Here is a 15436-nt window from a genome sequence, read left to right on the forward strand (position 1 = left end):
TGATTAGATAGCCACTCCGCCAGGATTAAACTCCGGAGTTTCGTTTGAGCACAGCGCCCAACAACCTGCCCCGCCCCGCTCCCGTCACCCTGCGCCAGGCCTGGCGCTTCTGGTTCAAGCTTGGCTGCATCGGTTTCGGCGGTCCGGCCGGACAGATCGCGATCATGCATCAGGAACTGGTCGAGCGCCGGCGCTGGATCTCCGAGCGGCGCTTTCTGCACGCGCTCAACTACTGCATGTTGCTGCCCGGCCCCGAGGCGCAGCAACTGGCGACCTACATTGGCTGGCTGCTGCATCGTACCTGGGGCGGGGTGATTGCCGGGGCGCTGTTCGTGCTGCCGTCGCTGTTCATCCTGATTGCGCTGTCATGGCTGTACATCGCGTTCGGTGACGTGCCGGTGGTGGCCGGAATTTTCTACGGAATCAAACCGGCGGTGACCGCGATCGTCTTGCACGCGGCGCATCGCATCGGTTCGCGGGCGCTGAAAAACAGTTGGCTGTGGGCGATCGCCGGGGCGTCATTCGTGGCGATTTTTGCCTTCAATCTGCCGTTCCCGCTGATCGTCCTCGGCGCCGCATTGCTCGGCTATTTCGGCGGACGCCTGGCGCCGCAGCGCTTCGACAATGGCGGGCAGCGCGGCAGTGCCAAATCCTTCGGCCCGGCGCTGATCGATGACGACACGCCGACACCTGACCATGCGCGATTCAGCTTGCCCAAGCTCTGGCGTTTGCTGTTGGTTGGCGCGGCGCTGTGGTGTTTGCCGATGGGCCTGCTGACCGCGTTGTTCGGCTGGGACGGTACGTTCACGCAAATGGGCTGGTTCTTCACCAAGGCCGCATTGCTGACCTTCGGCGGTGCTTACGCAGTGTTGCCATACGTCTATCAGGGCGCGGTCGGGCACTATGGCTGGCTGACGCCGACGCAGATGATCGATGGCCTGGCTCTCGGCGAAACCACGCCCGGGCCGCTGATCATGGTGGTGGCGTTTGTCGGTTTCATCGGCGGTTATGTGCAGCCGGCGTTCGGTGCGGAACATGCATTCGCCGCCGGTGCACTGGCGGCGACGCTGGTGACCTGGTTCACCTTCCTGCCCTCGTTCCTGTTCATCCTCGCCGGCGGGCCGCTGGTGGAATCAACGCACAACGAACTGAAGTTCACCGCACCGTTGACTGCGATCACCGCAGCGGTGGTCGGGGTGATTCTGAACTTGGCGTGTTTCTTCGCTTATCACGTGTTCTGGCCCAACGGTTTTGCCGGGCACGCGGATCTGTTTTTGATCGGGCTGGCACTGCTGGCCGCACTGGCGCTGTTTATTTTCAAGCGTGGAGTAATCGAAGTGTTGATCGTTTGCGCCCTTGCCGGGCTGGGCTTGCACCTGCTGCGCTGAGCGGCGGCCAAAGATGCAGGGGCGCAATCAGCGGTTTACACGCCCGCGGATTGCCCCTTACTATCCGGGCACACCGGTCGGCGGGCCTGCCCCGCCACCGACGTTTTCCGCCAACGGAAACACGCGTTATGAGTACGTCACCACAACAACCAGAAAGGTTGAACGTCTCCGCTGTGTGCGCCCTCTGTCACAGGGGCCGCGCATGAATCGCATCGTCAATCTCCCCATGGCCCTGCGCCGCTCCAAGCTGCGTCACTCCGCACGCCCGCCGGATATCGCCTGCTGATTTCTATCAGTCAGAAAAGATCCATTGTGGTGAGGGAGCTTGCTCCCGCTGGGTTGCGTAGTAGTCCCCTGCCTTTGAATCAAAAAGCGAGAGCCGCTTCGCGCCTCAGCGGGAGCAAGCTCCCTCGCCACAGGTTCTGTGTCACGTCTGACTGATCTCCATTTGATATCCCTGCCGGGACGCCTTCAATGCGCCCGGCCCGAATCTGCGCGCCTGTGCGGCGCCATCGTGAGTGATTGACCATGAAATTCGCAGCCATCGAAGACGCACGCCTGTTCCTGGAACAGAACCCCGATATCGACATGATCGAGCTGTTCATCCTCGACGCCAACGGCGTGCCGCGCGGCAAGCTGCTGCACCGCGAAGAACTGCTCGCTGTATACGAAAGCGGTCGCCCACTGCCCAGCACCATTCTCGGTCTGACCGTGCAGGGCGAAGACGTGGAAAACTCGGGGCTGGTGTGGGACGTCGGCGACATCGACTGCCGCGCCTACCCGCTCGAAGGCAGTCTGGTGCGCCTGCCGTGGCGGCAGATTCCGACCGCGGCGGTGCAGGTCAGCATGCACCCGACCGAGGGCCTGCCGGCGAGCATCGCCGACCCTCGTCATCTGTTGATCAAGGTGATCAACGGCCTCAAGGCCGAGGGTTATCACCCGGTGATGGCGTGCGAGCTGGAGTTTTACCTGCTCGACGCCAAACGCGATCACAACGGCCGTCCGCAACCGGCGCTGGACGCCGACGGGGGCCGACCGCGACACACCCAGGTCTACGGTTTGCGTGAACTGGAGCAGATCGAACCGTTCCTCGCCGACCTCTACGGCGCCTGCAAACTGCACGGCATTCCGGCGCGCACGGCGATCTCGGAATATGCGCCAGGCCAGGTGGAAATCACCCTCGAACATGGCGACGCACTGGTCGCGATGGATCAGGCGGTGCGCTACAAACGTCTGGTCAAAGCGGTGGCGCACAAGCACGGCATGCAAGCGACGTTCATGGCCAAGCCGTTCGATGATCTGGCCGGCACCGGCATGCACATGCACGTCAGCCTTGCTGATGGCGAGGGGCGCAATCTGTTCGCCGCCGAGGATCCGGCCGGCACTCCGCTGCTGCGCACCGCGATTGGCGGCATGCTCGCCTCGCTGCTCGATACGCTGCTGCTGTTCTGTCCCAATGCCAACTCCTACCGCCGCTTTCAGGCCAACAGCTATGCGCCATTGGCGCCGACCTGGGGCGTCGACAACCGCACCGTCAGCCTGCGCGTACCGGGCGGTCCGGCCAATACCCGGCATATCGAACACCGCATCTGCGGCGCCGACGCCAACCCGTATCTGGCGGCGGCAGCGATCCTCGCCGGGATCCATCGCGGGATTCGTGAAAACCTCGATCCGGGCGCGCCGGTCGAGGGCAACGGCTATGCGCAGGCCAAGGAACTGCTGCCTACCGACTGGCTGACGTCGCTGCAAGCACTGGAGAATTCGGTGTGGGCACGGGATGCCCTGGGGCAGGAATTTCTCGGGGTGTATCTGGCGGTGAAGCGTGCCGAGTACCGGCAGTTCATGGCCGAGGTGGGTGAGCAGGATTGGCGTTGGTATCTGACCGAAGCCTGAAGCCTCACCACTAACCCCTGTAGGAGTGAGCCTGCTCGCGATAGCGGTGTGTCATTCAGCAATAATGTGTCTGACATGGCCTCATCGCGAGCAGGCTCACTCCTACAGGGGACCGCGTACAACCGAAGAATTTTGTGTGGACACCGACATGACCCAACGCTGCAATTCCTACTACACCGCCACCCTCAACCAGGACACCGACTACCCGACCCTGCAGGGCCGGCACCAGGTTGATGTGGTGATCATCGGCGGCGGTTTCACTGGCGTCGCCACCGCCGTCGAACTCGCCGAAAAAGGCCTGAAAGTCGCCATCGTCGAGAGCCACAAGATCGGCTGGGGCGCCACCGGACGCAATGGCGGACAAGTCACCGGCAGCCTCTCTGGCGACGGCGCGATGCGCAAACAGATGCGCCCGAAGCTCGGCGATGAAGTCGACGATTTCATCTGGCACCTGCGCTGGCGCGGGCATGAAATTATCCAGCAGCGGGTCGAGAAGTACGGCATCCAGTGCGACCTCAAACACGGCCATCTGCACGCCGCCTATAAGCCGAGCCACATGGACGGTTTGCGCAACGATTACGACGAAGCCGTGCGTCGCGGCCTGGGCGATGAAGTCAGTCTGCTCGACCGCAGCCAAGTGCGCGACCTGCTGCAAAGCGACCTCTACCACGGCGCGATCAAGAACACCCGCAACATGCACCTGCACCCGCTCAACCTGTGCATCGGCGAAGCGCGGGCGGCGCAAAGCCTCGGCGCCTTGATCTTCGAAAACAGTGAAGTGCTGGAGATCATTCACGGCAAGAGCCCGGGTGTGCGCACCGCACACGGCCAGATCGATGCCAATCAGGTGATGCTCGCCGGTGACGTTTATCACAAACTCGAACCGGGCCAGCTCAAAGGCAAGATTTTCCCGGCCATGGGTGGCATCGTCACCACCGCGCCGCTGGGTGATCTGGCGCGGCAGATCAACCCCGAAGACCTCGCGGTGTACGACTGCCGTTTCGTTCTCGACTACTACCGCCTCACGGCTGACGGTCGCCTGCTATTCGGTGGCGGCGCCAACTACAGCGGCAAGGATTCACGGGACATCGCCGCCGAACTGCGCCCATGTATCGAGCAGACCTTCCCGGCGCTCAAAGGGGTGCAGATCGACTACCAGTGGAGTTGCGCGATGGGCATCGTGATCAACCGCATCCCGCAACTGGGCAAGCTCTCGGACAATGTCTGGTATTGCCAGGGCTACTCGGGCCACGGCATCGCGACGACGCACATCATGGGTGAAATCATGAGCCGCGCGATCACCGGGCAGATGGAACAGTTCGACACCTTTGCGCAGTGCCAACACATCCGGGTACCGATGGGGGATTGGCTGGGCAATCCGTTGTTGGCGGCGGGGATGTGGTATTACCAGATGCTTGAAAAGTTGCGTTGATCGGACTGGCCCCTTCGCGAGCAAGCTCACTCCTACAAGGGAAACGCGTTCCAACTGTAGGAGTGAGCCTGCTCGCGATGAGGCCATCAGCCTCAGCACAAAATCTCAGTCCGGCAACTGCTCCACCACAATCCCCAGCCGCCGATAATCCTCGACACTCCCCGACGCCAGATGCCGCTCGGTTATCAGCGTATGCAGGCGCGTGCACGACGCCACCACAAACGGCTCCACCGCCCCCAGCTTGTCCGCGGTGGTCACCGCAATCACCCGCGCCGCGCTGTCGAGCAGCGCCTGCTTCACCGGCACTTCGTCGAAGTGCAACGAGGTGATACCCACCTCCGGGTGAATCGCACAGACCCCGGTAAACGCCAGATCGGCCTTGATCCCGGCCAGCATGCGCACCGCCTCGTGTCCACTGGCCGACATCGTGCGCGGGTTCAGTTGCCCACCGGCCAGAATCACTTTCACGCCCTTGTATTCGGACAAGGCAATCGCTGTCATCGGCGCGGCGGTTACCGCAGTGATCTGGATGTCCGCGCGCAACGAGCGCGCCACCTGCAACGCGGTCGAGCCGGAATCGAACAGCACAATCTGCCCATCCTCGACCTTTTGCGCCGCCAACTGCGCCAGACGCACCTTCACCTCATCAGTCTCATCCAGCCGGGTGAAGTAATCCTTGCCGCTGTCCTTGGGCCTTGGCAGCGCCCCGCCATGCACGCGCTGCACCAGCCCGGCGTGGTCCAGCTCGGCGAGGTCGCGGCGAATGGTGTCTTCGGACACGGCGAAGTGCTGGCTCAACTCCGAGGCCATGACCTTGCCGTCGCGTTCGAGGATCAGGAGGATTTTCTGCCGGCGCAGGGACGGGAGTTCGGTGACCGAATGATCATGCATGTTTTTGCCTGTTTGTGCTTGTAGTTGCAGGTTTGCCGAGACTAGCGAAAGCCTCGGGCAAACACAAACCGGCGGCTATCAATTGTTTCGATCATTGGAATCAACATGCCGAATTTTTTCTTTGCATTCAGCCTGTTCAGAATGGCCTCACTTTAAAAAGGCTCAGGATGAACAGCTGATGAATCTCAATTTTGCGTTTGCGTGCATGATCGTGGTGTCTTTTGCGATTGCGCTGGGCCACGCCTGATACGTCACACCGACGCCGCCAGATGCTCGCGAAGCCATTTGTGTGCCGGGTCGCGGTGCGCGCGCTCGCCCCAGAACATCGCCATTTCGTAGCCCGGCACTTGCAACGGCGCATCGACCACCTGCAACGCCGGGTTGTCGCGAACCAAGCGTGACGGCAGCATCGCCACCAGATCGGTACTCGCCAGCACCGACATCACCATCAGAAAGTGCGGCACCGACAGCACCACTTTGCGTGACAAGCCGACGTCGGCCAGCGCCTTGTCGGTCACCCCGAAAAAGCCCCCGCCCTCGCGCGATACCATCACGTGTTCCAGCGCGCAGAACTGTTCGCGCGTCGGTCTACGCTTCAACCCCGGATGCCCGACACGCCCGGCCAACACGTAATGCTCGGTGAACAGCACCCGTTGATGCAGATCCAGCGGCGCCTCTTCGGTGATGTGCAGCGCCAGGTCAAACACGCCCTGCTCCGCTTGCCTGGCCAACTGCGCCGGCATCAGATCGAGCACTGCCAACCGCGTGCCCGGCGCCTGAAGGCGCAAACCACTAAGGGCTGGCAGCACCACCGTCGATTCGCCGTAATCCGTCGCCGCGACTTTCCAGACATGCCTGGCCTGCGCCGGATCGAAGGCACTGGCCGGGGCCACCGCGCGTTCCAGTGCTTCCAGCGCCTCGCGCAACGGCTCGCGCAGTTCATCGGCTCGCGCAGTCGGGCGCATGCCCCGTGGCCCGGGCAGCAACAGCGGATCGCCGAAGATCTCACGCAGCTTGGCCAAGTGCACGCTCACCGACGGCTGCGACAGGCTCAACCGCTCTGCGGCGCGGGTTACGTTGTGTTCTGCCAACAACACGTCTAGGGTCAACAGCAAGTTGATATCCAGACGTCTTAAATTATTCATGGCTATACCTGACATATCAGACATTCATTTCCAATATACCGATCAAGGATTGATCCTGCCTGCATTCAACCAAGGAGTTGCCACATGAATGTGCTACTGGTCTACGCCCACCCCGAACCCACTTCGCTCAACGGCTCGCTCAGGGACTTCACCGTCCAGCGTCTGCAAGCCGCCGGCCACACCGTGCAGGTCTCCGACCTGTATGCGATGAACTGGAAAACCACGATCGACGCCGATGACGCCCCCGGTCGCGATGAAAGCCGGCCATTCCATGCCTCCATTGATTCAAAACTGGCTTACCAACAGGGCCGGCAGTCGGCCGACATCGCCCGCGAGCAGGAAAAACTATTGTGGGCCGACGCGCTGATCCTGCAGTTCCCGCTGTGGTGGTTCACCATGCCGGCCATCCTCAAGGGCTGGGTCGAGCGCGTGTATGCCTACGGGTTTGCCTACGGTGTCGGCGAGCACTCCGATGCGCGCTGGGGCGAGCGCTACGGCGAAGGCAAGATGAAAGGCAAACGCGCGATGCTGCTGGTCACCACCGGAGGCTGGGATTCGCACTACAGCCCGCGCGGAATCAACGGGCCGATTGATGATCTGCTGTTTCCGATTCAGCACGGCGTGCTGTTTTACCCCGGTTTCGACGTGGTGCCGCCCTTCCTGGTGTATCGCGCCAGCCGCATGGATCAAGCGCGGTTTGCCGAGACCTGCGAGGCACTAGGCACGCGTCTGGATGAGTTGTGGAGTACGCGGCCGCTTGCGTATCGGCAGCAGAATGCCGGGGATTACGAGATCCCGGCGTTGACGCTCAAGGATGATATCGCTCCGGGTGAGGAAGGCTTCGCCGCGCATTTGCGTTGATGCCTGGAAAAGATCGCAGCCTTCGGCAGCTCCTACGCAGGAATCAGGCTTTCCCTGTAGGAGCTGCCGAAGGCTGCGATCTTTTGCTTTTAGACAGACACCACCCGTGCCGTGCGCACGAACAGCGCATGCGCCTTGTCCCAGAAATTGCCGCCGAGCACAAAGAAACTGCCGATGAACATCAGGTCGCCAAGCAGTTGCAGCTGCCAAAGATTGGGGCGCAATCCCGGCCAGAAATTATCGAAATACGGTTCCAGAAACGCCGTCACCAGCGGCAGCCAGAACATCACCACGCCGATCCGGTGCCGCATCGGCCCGACCTGATCGACCGGTGTCGGAATGATTCCCGACACATAACTGCCGATCTTGCGCTTGAGTTCGGCAAACCCGGCCTTGCCCATCACCGCGATCACCAACAGCAACAGCACCTTGTTGCTGATAAACAGCACCCCGGTCAGCGCCGCGACTTTCGAGCCGGGTACATCGAGGCTGGCCGCCAGTGGCACCATCAGCCACGAGCCGAGCATCACGCAAATGATTGCCACGCCGGCCTTGAAGCGCCAGGTGGCAGGGGTGCTCGGTACAACCGAATCCTGTGAGGTGTCCATGGTTTCGTACCTTTTGATCGAGGGCGCGGGGGGTTGAGGAGCGCTTGAAAAGCGTAGCAGCAGAATCGCCCGATCAACCCGCCATCTGCCGTCTATGCTCCAGTGATATTTGCGACCCGGGACACGCGCAATGCCTGCAACCACCGCCCTGCTGACGCGGCCCGGCCACCTGTTGTTGCTCGGCGCCTTGAGTTTGAGCGGTTGCGTACGTCTGGGGCCGGACTTCCAGCCGCCGGGCGAGGCCTGGAGCAAGCAGTGGAACAGCGCCGCGCTGGAGCCGGCCAGTGAACGCGCCGACCAACCGGACCTGCGCCAGTGGTGGCACGTGTTCGCCGACCCGGTGCTCGACCGCCTGATCGCCGAAGCCGATGCGCACAACAGCAGCCTGAAAATCGCCGGGCTGCGGGTGCTCGAGGCCCGCGCACAACTGGGCATCGCCGAAAGCGCCCGCTATCCGCAACTGCAGCAGCTGGGCGTCGACAGCCTTTACGTCGACCGACATCAGTCCGGTGGCAACAACCCGCAGAACCGCCAATTCTGGCAACACAGCGCAGCGTTCGATGTCGGCTGGGAGCTGGATTTCTGGGGCCGTTTCAGCCGCGCCATCGAGTCGTCCGATGCCAGTTACTTCGCCGCCCAGGCCAACTACGAAGACGCTCTGGTGTTGCTGCGCGCGCAAGTCGCCGACACCTATTTTCTGTTGCGTACCACCGAAGCGCGGCTGCGGGTCGCCCGGGAAAACGCCGCCCAGCAGAAACGCAATTTCGAGATCACCGAAAAACTGTTCAACAGCGGCCAGACCGCCGAACTCGATCTGCAACAGGCGAAAACCCAGTACCTGGGCACGCTGAGCAGCATTCCGGTGTTCGAAGATCAGGTGCTGCGCACGCGCAACGCGCTGGCGGTGCTGGTCGGTCAGCCGCCCGGTGGCGCGGCGCTGCTGGCTGAGCAAACGGGGTTGATTCCGCTGGTTGATCGCGCGGTGTTGCAAGACGTCCCGGCCAACCTGTTGCTGCGCCGCCCCGATGTACGGGCGGCAGAACTGAACGTGGCTGCGCAATCAGCGCTGGTCGGGGTCGCCGAAACCGATCTGTACCCGTCGCTGACCTTGCTCGGCAGCATCGTCTGGTCCACCGACACCCTCAGCGCCACCCCGCGCAGCCTCGACCTGATCGGCGGCCCGAGCTTGCGCTGGAACCTCTTCGATTACGGGCGGATCCGCAACAACATCCGCGTGCAGGACGCGCGTCTGCAGCAACTGATCGAAGCCTACCGCGACAAGGTGCGCCAAGCCGCGCGCGAGGCCGACGATGCCGCCAGCGGGCTGAGCAAAGCGCTGCAGCGCGAACGCATTCTGCGCGAGGCCGAAGGCGCGGCGCGGCGTTCGCTGGTGCTGGCCAACACGCAATACCGCGAAGGCTATTCGGACTTTCAACGGGTGCTCGACGCCCAGCGTGCGCTGCTGGAGCTGCAAGACAACTATCTGGTCAGCCGCAGCGACGCGGTGAGCAACCTGATCGCCCTGTACAAGGCCCTCGGTGGCGGCTGGCAAAGCAATGCACCCCAAGTCGATGAGCCCACCCGACACCAGATGCAGCAGCGCACCCACTGGGGCGACTTGCTTACCGCACCGCCCGCCCCACCGGCGTATTCCCTTCCACCGCAGGTAAGCCGCCATGACTGACGCCACGCCTCCCGCGCCCGCCCCGGTTCAACCTGACCCGGCAAAAAAAGGCATCCGCTGGGTGCTGCTGTTGATCGTGCTGAGCCTGGCGTGGTACCTGCTGGCCGACCGCTACACGCCCTACACCCAGCAGGCGCGGGTCGGTGCATTCGTGATTCCGGTGGCGGCGGAAGTCGCGGGACGGGTGATCAAGGTCAACGTGCGCAACAATCAGGACGTGAAGGCTGGCGACATCCTGTTTGAACTCGATCCGCAGCCGCTGCAGATTGCCGTCGACCGCGCCCGCGCCGATCTGGAAAACACCCGTCGCACAGTTGGCGCCAGCACCGCAGGCATCGCTTCGGCCCAGGCGTCGCTGCGCGCAGCCCAAGCCGATGAACTCAAGGCGCGCCAGGACAATCGCCGGCTTGAAGGCTTGTACAAAGAAGATCCGGGCACGGTGTCCGTACGACTTCTTGAAGTGTCCCGGGCCAACCATACAGCGGCGGTCAGCAAGGTCGCCGCCGCCCGGGCCGAAGTGCTGCGTGCCCAGGAACAGGAAGGCGGCAATACCGACACCAACGCCAAACTGCTCAGCGCCGCCGCCACGCTGGCCAAGGCTGAACTCGATCTGGCCAACACCCGCATCGGTGCGCGGGCGGGACTGATCACCGACCTGCGCACCGACGTCGGCCAGTTCGCGGCTGCCGGCAGTCCGGTGATGACACTGATCACGATCCAGGACGTCTGGGTCAGCGCCGACCTCACCGAGAACAACCTCGGCCGCGTGCAACCCGGCACCCCGGTGGCGATCGTCCTCGACGCGCTGCCCGGCGAAGTCCTCGACGGCCGCGTGCGCAGCGTCGGCTATGGCGTGAGCGTCGGCCACACGCCTGCGCCCGGCACCTTGCCAAGCATTCAGAACAGTCGCGACTGGCTGCGCCCGGCGCAACGTTTTCCGGTGATCATCGAGTTCAGCGACGAGGCGAAAAAGCGTCTGATCGACAGTCGCGCGATCCGCGCCGGTGGGCAGGCGGAAGTCATGGCCTTCCCCACCGAGGGCAATCTGCTCAACCCACTCGGGCGGGTGTTTGTCTGGTTGATGAGCTGGCTGTCGTATGCCTACTGAGCGCAGCGTGCCGGCGCAACGGGCCTTGCGTCTGGCGTTCGGCACGGCGCTGTGCACCGCTGCCAGTTACGGTTTCGCCTTGCCACTATCGTTTCTGTCGCCGGTGCTCGCGGTGTTGCTGCTCGCCAGCATGCCGCGGCCGTTGCCAGTCAAAATGGCGCTGGTACTGACTTTGGTCGCCGCGTTTACCACCAGTCTCGGACTGTTGCTGGTGCCGTTGCTGCGGTATTACCCGGTGTGCGGCGTGCTGCTGATCGGTGTTGGGCTGTTTCTGGTGTTCACCTACGGTTTGCGCGGCGGCAACGTGCTGATCATGACGTTCCTGGTGATCGGCATGACCATGATCTCTGCCGCCGGCTTCGCCTCATTCGAGCTGGCGATGGCGGTGATCGGCGCACTGGTCAAAGGCCTGTTACTGGCCGTCGTCATCGTTGGCCTGAGCCACGTCCTGTTCCCGGAACCGGCCAACAGCCCCGCGCCCCCACCCGCCCCCGCCCTGCCCGCCGAAGACGTGCCCCGCGTAGCGTTGCGCGCAACGCTGATCGTGCTGCCTACCTTCCTGCTGGTGCTGATCGACCCCGCCAGCTACCTGCCGATCATCCTCAAAGCCGTCAGCCTCGGCCAGCAAAGCACCACCACCCGCACCCACCATGCCGGGCGCGAACTGCTCGGCTCGACCTTGCTCGGCGGACTGCTGGCGGTGCTGTTCTGGTGTGCGTTGAGCCTGTTCGTACACCTGTGGATGTTCTTTTTGTGGATGCTGCTGTTCGGGCTGTTGGTGGCGCGCAAACTCTATCGGATGCACCCGACACAACTCACCCCGGGGTTCTGGCTCAACACCCTGATCACCATGATTATCCTGCTCGGCCAATCGGTGGAAGATAGCGCAGCGGGCAAGGACGTCTACAGCGCATTTGCGGTGCGCATGGGGTTGTTCATTCTGGTGACGCTGTACGGCACGTTGATGATGCATGTGCTGGTCGCGCACCGGTCCGGCGTCAACGCGTAATCAGCTTTGTTCCCGTACTCGCCGCATCTGCACCAACAACGCCGGCGCAAAGTGCAGCAGCACCATCCGCGCCAAGTGGTGAGTGAGGATGAACACCACATTCAGCGCGCCGGCAAACGCGACAATCGCAATCGTCTCGATCGCCCCCGGCATGTACGCCAGCCACAGCGACAGCGGATCACTGCCCAGCCAGCGCGCCGCCACTTCGGCAAATGCCGCCGCCACCACGATCATCAGCCCCACCGACACCAACGCCGTCCGCCCGTGCCGCCCCAGCTCCGCAAGGCCGAGTCCCTGAAAGCGCGAGCCGATCCGCACGCCGAGAATCAGCGCCGCCAGGTTCAGGCTCCAGTCCGGCATGTGAAAGCCGTGCAGCCATCCCGATTTCACAAACACGGCAGTGAGCAGAATCGCCGTCAACATGAATGGCGCAGGCACGCCGATCACCAGCAGCAAGCGCCCGAGCACCACGCTCAGGCCAATCAGAACGAATACGGTCAACGCCATACCCGTGCTCAACGGAGCGCTTTCAACCACTGTCAACGAGGCTTGCCCGGGAATCAAAAAGCTCACCAGCACCGTGATCAGCAACAAGCGCATCAGGTGCACGATGATGACCTTGCTCGAGGCCTTTTCCGACTCCAGCAAATCGAACACTGCCGCCAGTGCGCCGGGGTACACCGCGAGTAGCGCATCGGTGCGATTCCATCCCGCGCCGCGAGTCAGCCACCATCCGGCGAGGGCGATCTGCACCGTCAGACACAGTAGCAACACGCCAAGGCTTGGCAACATCGCCGACGCCGTCGCACTGTCCCACGCTTCAAACATCAACCCGGTGGCAATGCCCAGTGTGACCTGGATGTAGCCCAGACCATAAGGGGTTGCGGGGGCAAAACCGCTGCGCGTGGTGACCAATGCGGTGACGAGGATCGCCCCCAGCAAGAGGCCATGAGGAACACCGCTGACCTGCAGCGCAACACCAACAGCGGCCGCGATCAACAAACACAGAATCGATTTCATATTCTTCGCCTTCCTGGCTATTCAACTGACCCGACATCAATCCCCTGTAGGAGCTGCCGCAGGCTGCGATCTTTTGATCTTGCCTTTAAAGAATCAAAGTCAAAAGATCGCAGCCTTCGGCAGCTCCTACAGGGGGGTATTCGTTCTTACGTGCGCAACCGCCCGATCGCCCGCCGATACTTCTCGACCCGTTCCAGATCTTCCCAACTTGGCGAGGCAATCCGCGACAGGTCGCTGTTCTCTTCCAGATCCGCCAGCTTGACCACCCGACCGATTGGGTTCTGCGCGGCGCGCTCGACAAAATCCTCGTAGGACTCGCCGGGCACTTTGGTCACGGATTCAATAGCGCACAAAACGTCTTCGCTGAAGCCTTCCTTACGCAAATCCTCAAGGCTGATGCCGCAGTCCTCGACCACATCGTGCAGCACGGCGACGATGCGTTCTTCCAGCGTGGTCATGCGCAACATGACTTTCAGCGGATGCAGAATGTACGGCGCACCGCCCTTGTCGACCTGCCCGGCATGGGCGGTGGCAGCGATGGCGATAGCGCGTTCGAGGGTCTGGGTCATGGAAGTCTCCGTGGTTTAAACGCCATAGCGGCCGCCAACGTGGATGTTGCGTCTGAGCCAGTTGCGGATCGCTTTCAGGCGCCCGACTGGCTTTGCTGATCCGGAATGACGCTGAAGGATGATCGACACAAGTGTTGCTTGATCGGCTTTCGGATGGGCATCGATCAACTCGGCAACCCACGCACAATCAGCTTTTCTCAGGTGCTCACGCCACTCGCCCGGCCAAGCGTCCAGCTCATTCAGCGCCAACCACCGCGCACCGCCATGCTCCATATGCCCGCCGGACATCGACTGCTCGAAACAGAAAGGCGAGTCTGGCTTTGCAGGGTCAATGTGAAACAGATAGATGTCGTGGAATGGATGCTGCGAGGGGAGCGCGTTATTGCGGCTGCCAATTTCGATCATGGGCAATGTTCCAATCCTTGGGCGCTGAATGTTTCCGATTGTTTCGCAGTGTACGCCACGGGAGCAAATCAAAAACCCGATGGAACCTCCCTCCTCCACGCCGTCTCGAAACTATAAAGCGCCAACATCATCGATCAGACCCGGCGCCGTTGAAGAGGAAACCCCGATGAACACTCGCTTCCTGCTTCTGATCGCCACCTTCGCCGTCATCCCCACCTGCGTCATGGCCGAAGGCTGCGACGTCCAGACCCAATCCTCCAGCGCCTCGGTCCCCGCCGTGGAAACCCACAGCTGCTACGAATACGAAGGCATGCCCGTCAACTCAATCGACTGGTCGTGCAGCAACGAAAGCAAAGACATGCTCAGCAGCACTAAAACCAAGGTCGAACACTGCGCCGATCACTATCAGGCCACCTGTATCGCCACCCTCACCCAGGAATCCCTGGCCAACCCGCACTCCACCAGCAAAGACAAAAACGCTAAGGCGCTGAACATCCCCGACAACGCCCAAGTGACCACCTATTACTACGACGTGGAGCATCTGCCGCAGGCGCGGATTGATTGCGAGAACGGGGGTGGGCATTGGAAGGCGAAATAACGGCGTTCAAGCGCGCATGAAAAAGGGACACCGATGGGTGTCCCTTTTTGCTCTAAATGGTGGGAAATCAATGCTTCATGGCTTCACACTGATTGCGCAAGTCCGAATTCCGGATGCTCGAACAAGTGCTGCCCTTCTTCGCCTCACAAAATGCACGCTGATCGCTGTCATGGATGCTGGAGCAAGTACTGCCTTTTTCAGCCTCACACGTAGCGCGCAAATCCGAATCACGAATGCTCGAACAGGTGCTGCCCTTTTTCGCCTCGCAGTAAGCGCGCTGGTCGCTGTCGCGAATGCTCGAACAAGTACTGCCCTTCTCCGCTTCGCAGGACGCACGCAAATCACTGTCCCGGATTGAGGAGCAAGTACTGCCTTCCTGCGTGGCCTGGCAATAATTGCGCTGATCGCTGTCACTGATGCTGGAACAACTGGCAAACGTGTAACCGCTGAACATCAACAACATCGCAAAAATCAGTTTCATCTCACACTTCCTTGGCTTGCCAGGAAACAGCCTGGCACTGGTTTATCCGTTTCAAATGAGCGTCGCGACACGCCATCAAATTGACATCGTTTTTGAAGAAAGTTCCGGGGCGGGGATGGGTACTGGATTTTGGGATCTGAAAACCGCGTAGGAAATGACTGCGCGTGGTGAGGGAGCTTGTTCTTACGGGGCTGCGAAGCGGTTCCATACCCTGCGAGTCATTTTCCCCTGACACTCCGCAACCCTTGATTAACGACGGTTGCGCCGCTGACCGGGAGCGAAAGCGCTGGCCACACCTGGTGATTTCACGTCCTACAGGCTGATTGCGACGGTGGGGATCGATG

General features: G+C 61.8%; 15 protein-coding genes. 8 read left to right on the forward strand and 7 right to left on the reverse strand.

Annotated elements, in window-relative coordinates; all coding sequences use genetic code 11:
- The first annotated feature begins 44 nt into the window (after positions 1–44).
- From chrA to AC1RBR_RS16285, 3 genes are all read left to right on the forward strand, one after another.
- Entirely contained in the window at positions 45–1388 is a 1344-nt protein-coding gene (gene chrA, locus AC1RBR_RS16275; RefSeq protein WP_492565535.1) for a chromate efflux transporter, read from the forward strand.
- 528 nt (positions 1389–1916) lie between these two features.
- The gene (locus tag AC1RBR_RS16280; RefSeq protein WP_492565536.1) at positions 1917–3281 is read left to right on the forward strand and encodes a glutamine synthetase family protein; all 1365 of its coding nucleotides are present in this window, start codon (positions 1917–1919) and stop codon (positions 3279–3281) included.
- Between the two features lie 148 nt (positions 3282–3429).
- Positions 3430–4713: an NAD(P)/FAD-dependent oxidoreductase gene (locus tag AC1RBR_RS16285; RefSeq protein WP_481394674.1), complete on the forward strand. Its 1284-nt coding sequence runs from the start codon at positions 3430–3432 to the stop codon at positions 4711–4713.
- A 105-nt stretch (positions 4714–4818) separates the two neighbouring features.
- Here the strand turns inward: AC1RBR_RS16285 and AC1RBR_RS16290 are convergent, their stop codons facing one another.
- Both AC1RBR_RS16290 and AC1RBR_RS16295 read right to left on the reverse strand, forming a co-directional pair.
- A complete protein-coding gene (locus AC1RBR_RS16290) occupies positions 4819–5604 on the reverse strand; it encodes a DeoR/GlpR family DNA-binding transcription regulator (RefSeq protein WP_346651401.1) in 786 nt (261 codons plus the stop codon).
- A gap of 251 nt (positions 5605–5855) precedes the next feature.
- Positions 5856–6749 carry a LysR family transcriptional regulator gene (locus AC1RBR_RS16295; RefSeq protein ID WP_492565539.1) on the reverse strand — a complete coding sequence of 298 codons (894 nt, stop codon included), beginning with the start codon at positions 6747–6749 and terminating at the stop codon, positions 5856–5858.
- Between the two features lie 84 nt (positions 6750–6833).
- Here AC1RBR_RS16295 and AC1RBR_RS16300 point away from each other — a divergent pair, with 84 nt between their 5' ends.
- Positions 6834–7610, forward strand: a complete 777-nt coding sequence (locus AC1RBR_RS16300) for an NAD(P)H-dependent oxidoreductase (RefSeq protein ID WP_115985058.1) — start codon at positions 6834–6836, stop codon at positions 7608–7610.
- Positions 7611–7699: 89 nt separating this feature from the next.
- Here AC1RBR_RS16300 and AC1RBR_RS16305 read toward each other — a convergent pair whose 3' ends face one another.
- Positions 7700–8218 carry a transporter suffix domain-containing protein gene (locus AC1RBR_RS16305; RefSeq protein ID WP_095136561.1) on the reverse strand — a complete coding sequence of 173 codons (519 nt, stop codon included), beginning with the start codon at positions 8216–8218 and terminating at the stop codon, positions 7700–7702.
- Between the two features lie 130 nt (positions 8219–8348).
- On the opposite strand from AC1RBR_RS16305, the gene AC1RBR_RS16310 reads away from it, so the two are divergent.
- Genes AC1RBR_RS16310 through AC1RBR_RS16320 form a run of 3 tightly spaced genes read left to right on the forward strand, consistent with a single transcriptional unit; the run spans position 8349 to position 12019 of the window.
- A complete protein-coding gene (locus AC1RBR_RS16310; RefSeq protein WP_492565541.1) occupies positions 8349–9902 on the forward strand; it encodes a TolC family protein in 1554 nt (517 codons plus the stop codon).
- Positions 9895–11010, forward strand: coding sequence for an HlyD family secretion protein (locus AC1RBR_RS16315; protein ID WP_492565543.1), 1116 nt, complete (start codon positions 9895–9897; stop codon positions 11008–11010). The genes AC1RBR_RS16310 and AC1RBR_RS16315 overlap by 8 nt, the downstream gene beginning before the upstream one ends.
- Entirely contained in the window at positions 11000–12019 is a 1020-nt protein-coding gene (locus tag AC1RBR_RS16320) for a DUF2955 domain-containing protein (protein WP_492565544.1), read from the forward strand. Before AC1RBR_RS16315 ends, AC1RBR_RS16320 begins: the two co-directional genes overlap by 11 nt.
- On the opposite strand, the gene AC1RBR_RS16325 is transcribed toward AC1RBR_RS16320, so the two are convergent.
- The 3 genes from AC1RBR_RS16325 to AC1RBR_RS16335 all read right to left on the reverse strand — a co-directional run bounded on the left by AC1RBR_RS16325 (position 12020) and on the right by AC1RBR_RS16335 (position 14013).
- Positions 12020–13039 carry an AbrB family transcriptional regulator gene (locus AC1RBR_RS16325; protein ID WP_492565545.1) on the reverse strand — a complete coding sequence of 340 codons (1020 nt, stop codon included), beginning with the start codon at positions 13037–13039 and terminating at the stop codon, positions 12020–12022.
- A 146-nt stretch (positions 13040–13185) separates the two neighbouring features.
- Positions 13186–13608 carry an HD domain-containing protein gene (locus tag AC1RBR_RS16330; RefSeq protein ID WP_492565547.1) on the reverse strand — a complete coding sequence of 141 codons (423 nt, stop codon included), beginning with the start codon at positions 13606–13608 and terminating at the stop codon, positions 13186–13188.
- A 15-nt stretch (positions 13609–13623) separates the two neighbouring features.
- Positions 13624–14013 carry a hypothetical protein gene (locus tag AC1RBR_RS16335; protein ID WP_492565548.1) on the reverse strand — a complete coding sequence of 130 codons (390 nt, stop codon included), beginning with the start codon at positions 14011–14013 and terminating at the stop codon, positions 13624–13626.
- 166 nt (positions 14014–14179) lie between these two features.
- Here AC1RBR_RS16335 and AC1RBR_RS16340 point away from each other — a divergent pair, with 166 nt between their 5' ends.
- Positions 14180–14611 (forward strand): hypothetical protein, encoded by a 432-nt coding sequence (locus AC1RBR_RS16340; RefSeq protein ID WP_492565550.1) that lies wholly within the window; start codon positions 14180–14182, stop codon positions 14609–14611.
- A 67-nt stretch (positions 14612–14678) separates the two neighbouring features.
- On the opposite strand, the gene AC1RBR_RS16345 is transcribed toward AC1RBR_RS16340, so the two are convergent.
- The gene (locus tag AC1RBR_RS16345) at positions 14679–15092 is read right to left on the reverse strand and encodes a hypothetical protein (protein ID WP_095136569.1); all 414 of its coding nucleotides are present in this window, start codon (positions 15090–15092) and stop codon (positions 14679–14681) included.
- Positions 15093–15436: the final 344 nt, after the last annotated feature.

The organism is Pseudomonas sp. GW823-FHT01D03 (genome assembly GCF_058798255.1).

What these genes read in the sequence shown, in the direction of transcription:
- AC1RBR_RS16280 (WP_492565536.1), top strand. Translation starts at nt 1,917, where the DNA reads ATGAAATTCGCAGCCATCGAAGACGCACGCCTGTTCCTGGAACAGAAC.
- AC1RBR_RS16285 (WP_481394674.1), top strand. Translation starts at nt 3,430, where the DNA reads ATGACCCAACGCTGCAATTCCTACTACACCGCCACCCTCAACCAGGAC.
- AC1RBR_RS16290 (WP_346651401.1), bottom strand. Translation starts at nt 5,604, where the DNA reads ATGCATGATCATTCGGTCACCGAACTCCCGTCCCTGCGCCGGCAGAAA.
- AC1RBR_RS16295 (WP_492565539.1), bottom strand. Translation starts at nt 6,749, where the DNA reads ATGAATAATTTAAGACGTCTGGATATCAACTTGCTGTTGACCCTAGAC.
- AC1RBR_RS16300 (WP_115985058.1), top strand. Translation starts at nt 6,834, where the DNA reads ATGAATGTGCTACTGGTCTACGCCCACCCCGAACCCACTTCGCTCAAC.
- AC1RBR_RS16305 (WP_095136561.1), bottom strand. Translation starts at nt 8,218, where the DNA reads ATGGACACCTCACAGGATTCGGTTGTACCGAGCACCCCTGCCACCTGG.
- AC1RBR_RS16310 (WP_492565541.1), top strand. Translation starts at nt 8,349, where the DNA reads ATGCCTGCAACCACCGCCCTGCTGACGCGGCCCGGCCACCTGTTGTTG.
- AC1RBR_RS16315 (WP_492565543.1), top strand. Translation starts at nt 9,895, where the DNA reads ATGACTGACGCCACGCCTCCCGCGCCCGCCCCGGTTCAACCTGACCCG.
- AC1RBR_RS16320 (WP_492565544.1), top strand. Translation starts at nt 11,000, where the DNA reads ATGCCTACTGAGCGCAGCGTGCCGGCGCAACGGGCCTTGCGTCTGGCG.
- AC1RBR_RS16325 (WP_492565545.1), bottom strand. Translation starts at nt 13,039, where the DNA reads ATGAAATCGATTCTGTGTTTGTTGATCGCGGCCGCTGTTGGTGTTGCG.
- AC1RBR_RS16330 (WP_492565547.1), bottom strand. Translation starts at nt 13,608, where the DNA reads ATGACCCAGACCCTCGAACGCGCTATCGCCATCGCTGCCACCGCCCAT.
- AC1RBR_RS16335 (WP_492565548.1), bottom strand. Translation starts at nt 14,013, where the DNA reads ATGATCGAAATTGGCAGCCGCAATAACGCGCTCCCCTCGCAGCATCCA.
- AC1RBR_RS16340 (WP_492565550.1), top strand. Translation starts at nt 14,180, where the DNA reads ATGAACACTCGCTTCCTGCTTCTGATCGCCACCTTCGCCGTCATCCCC.
- AC1RBR_RS16345 (WP_095136569.1), bottom strand. Translation starts at nt 15,092, where the DNA reads ATGAAACTGATTTTTGCGATGTTGTTGATGTTCAGCGGTTACACGTTT.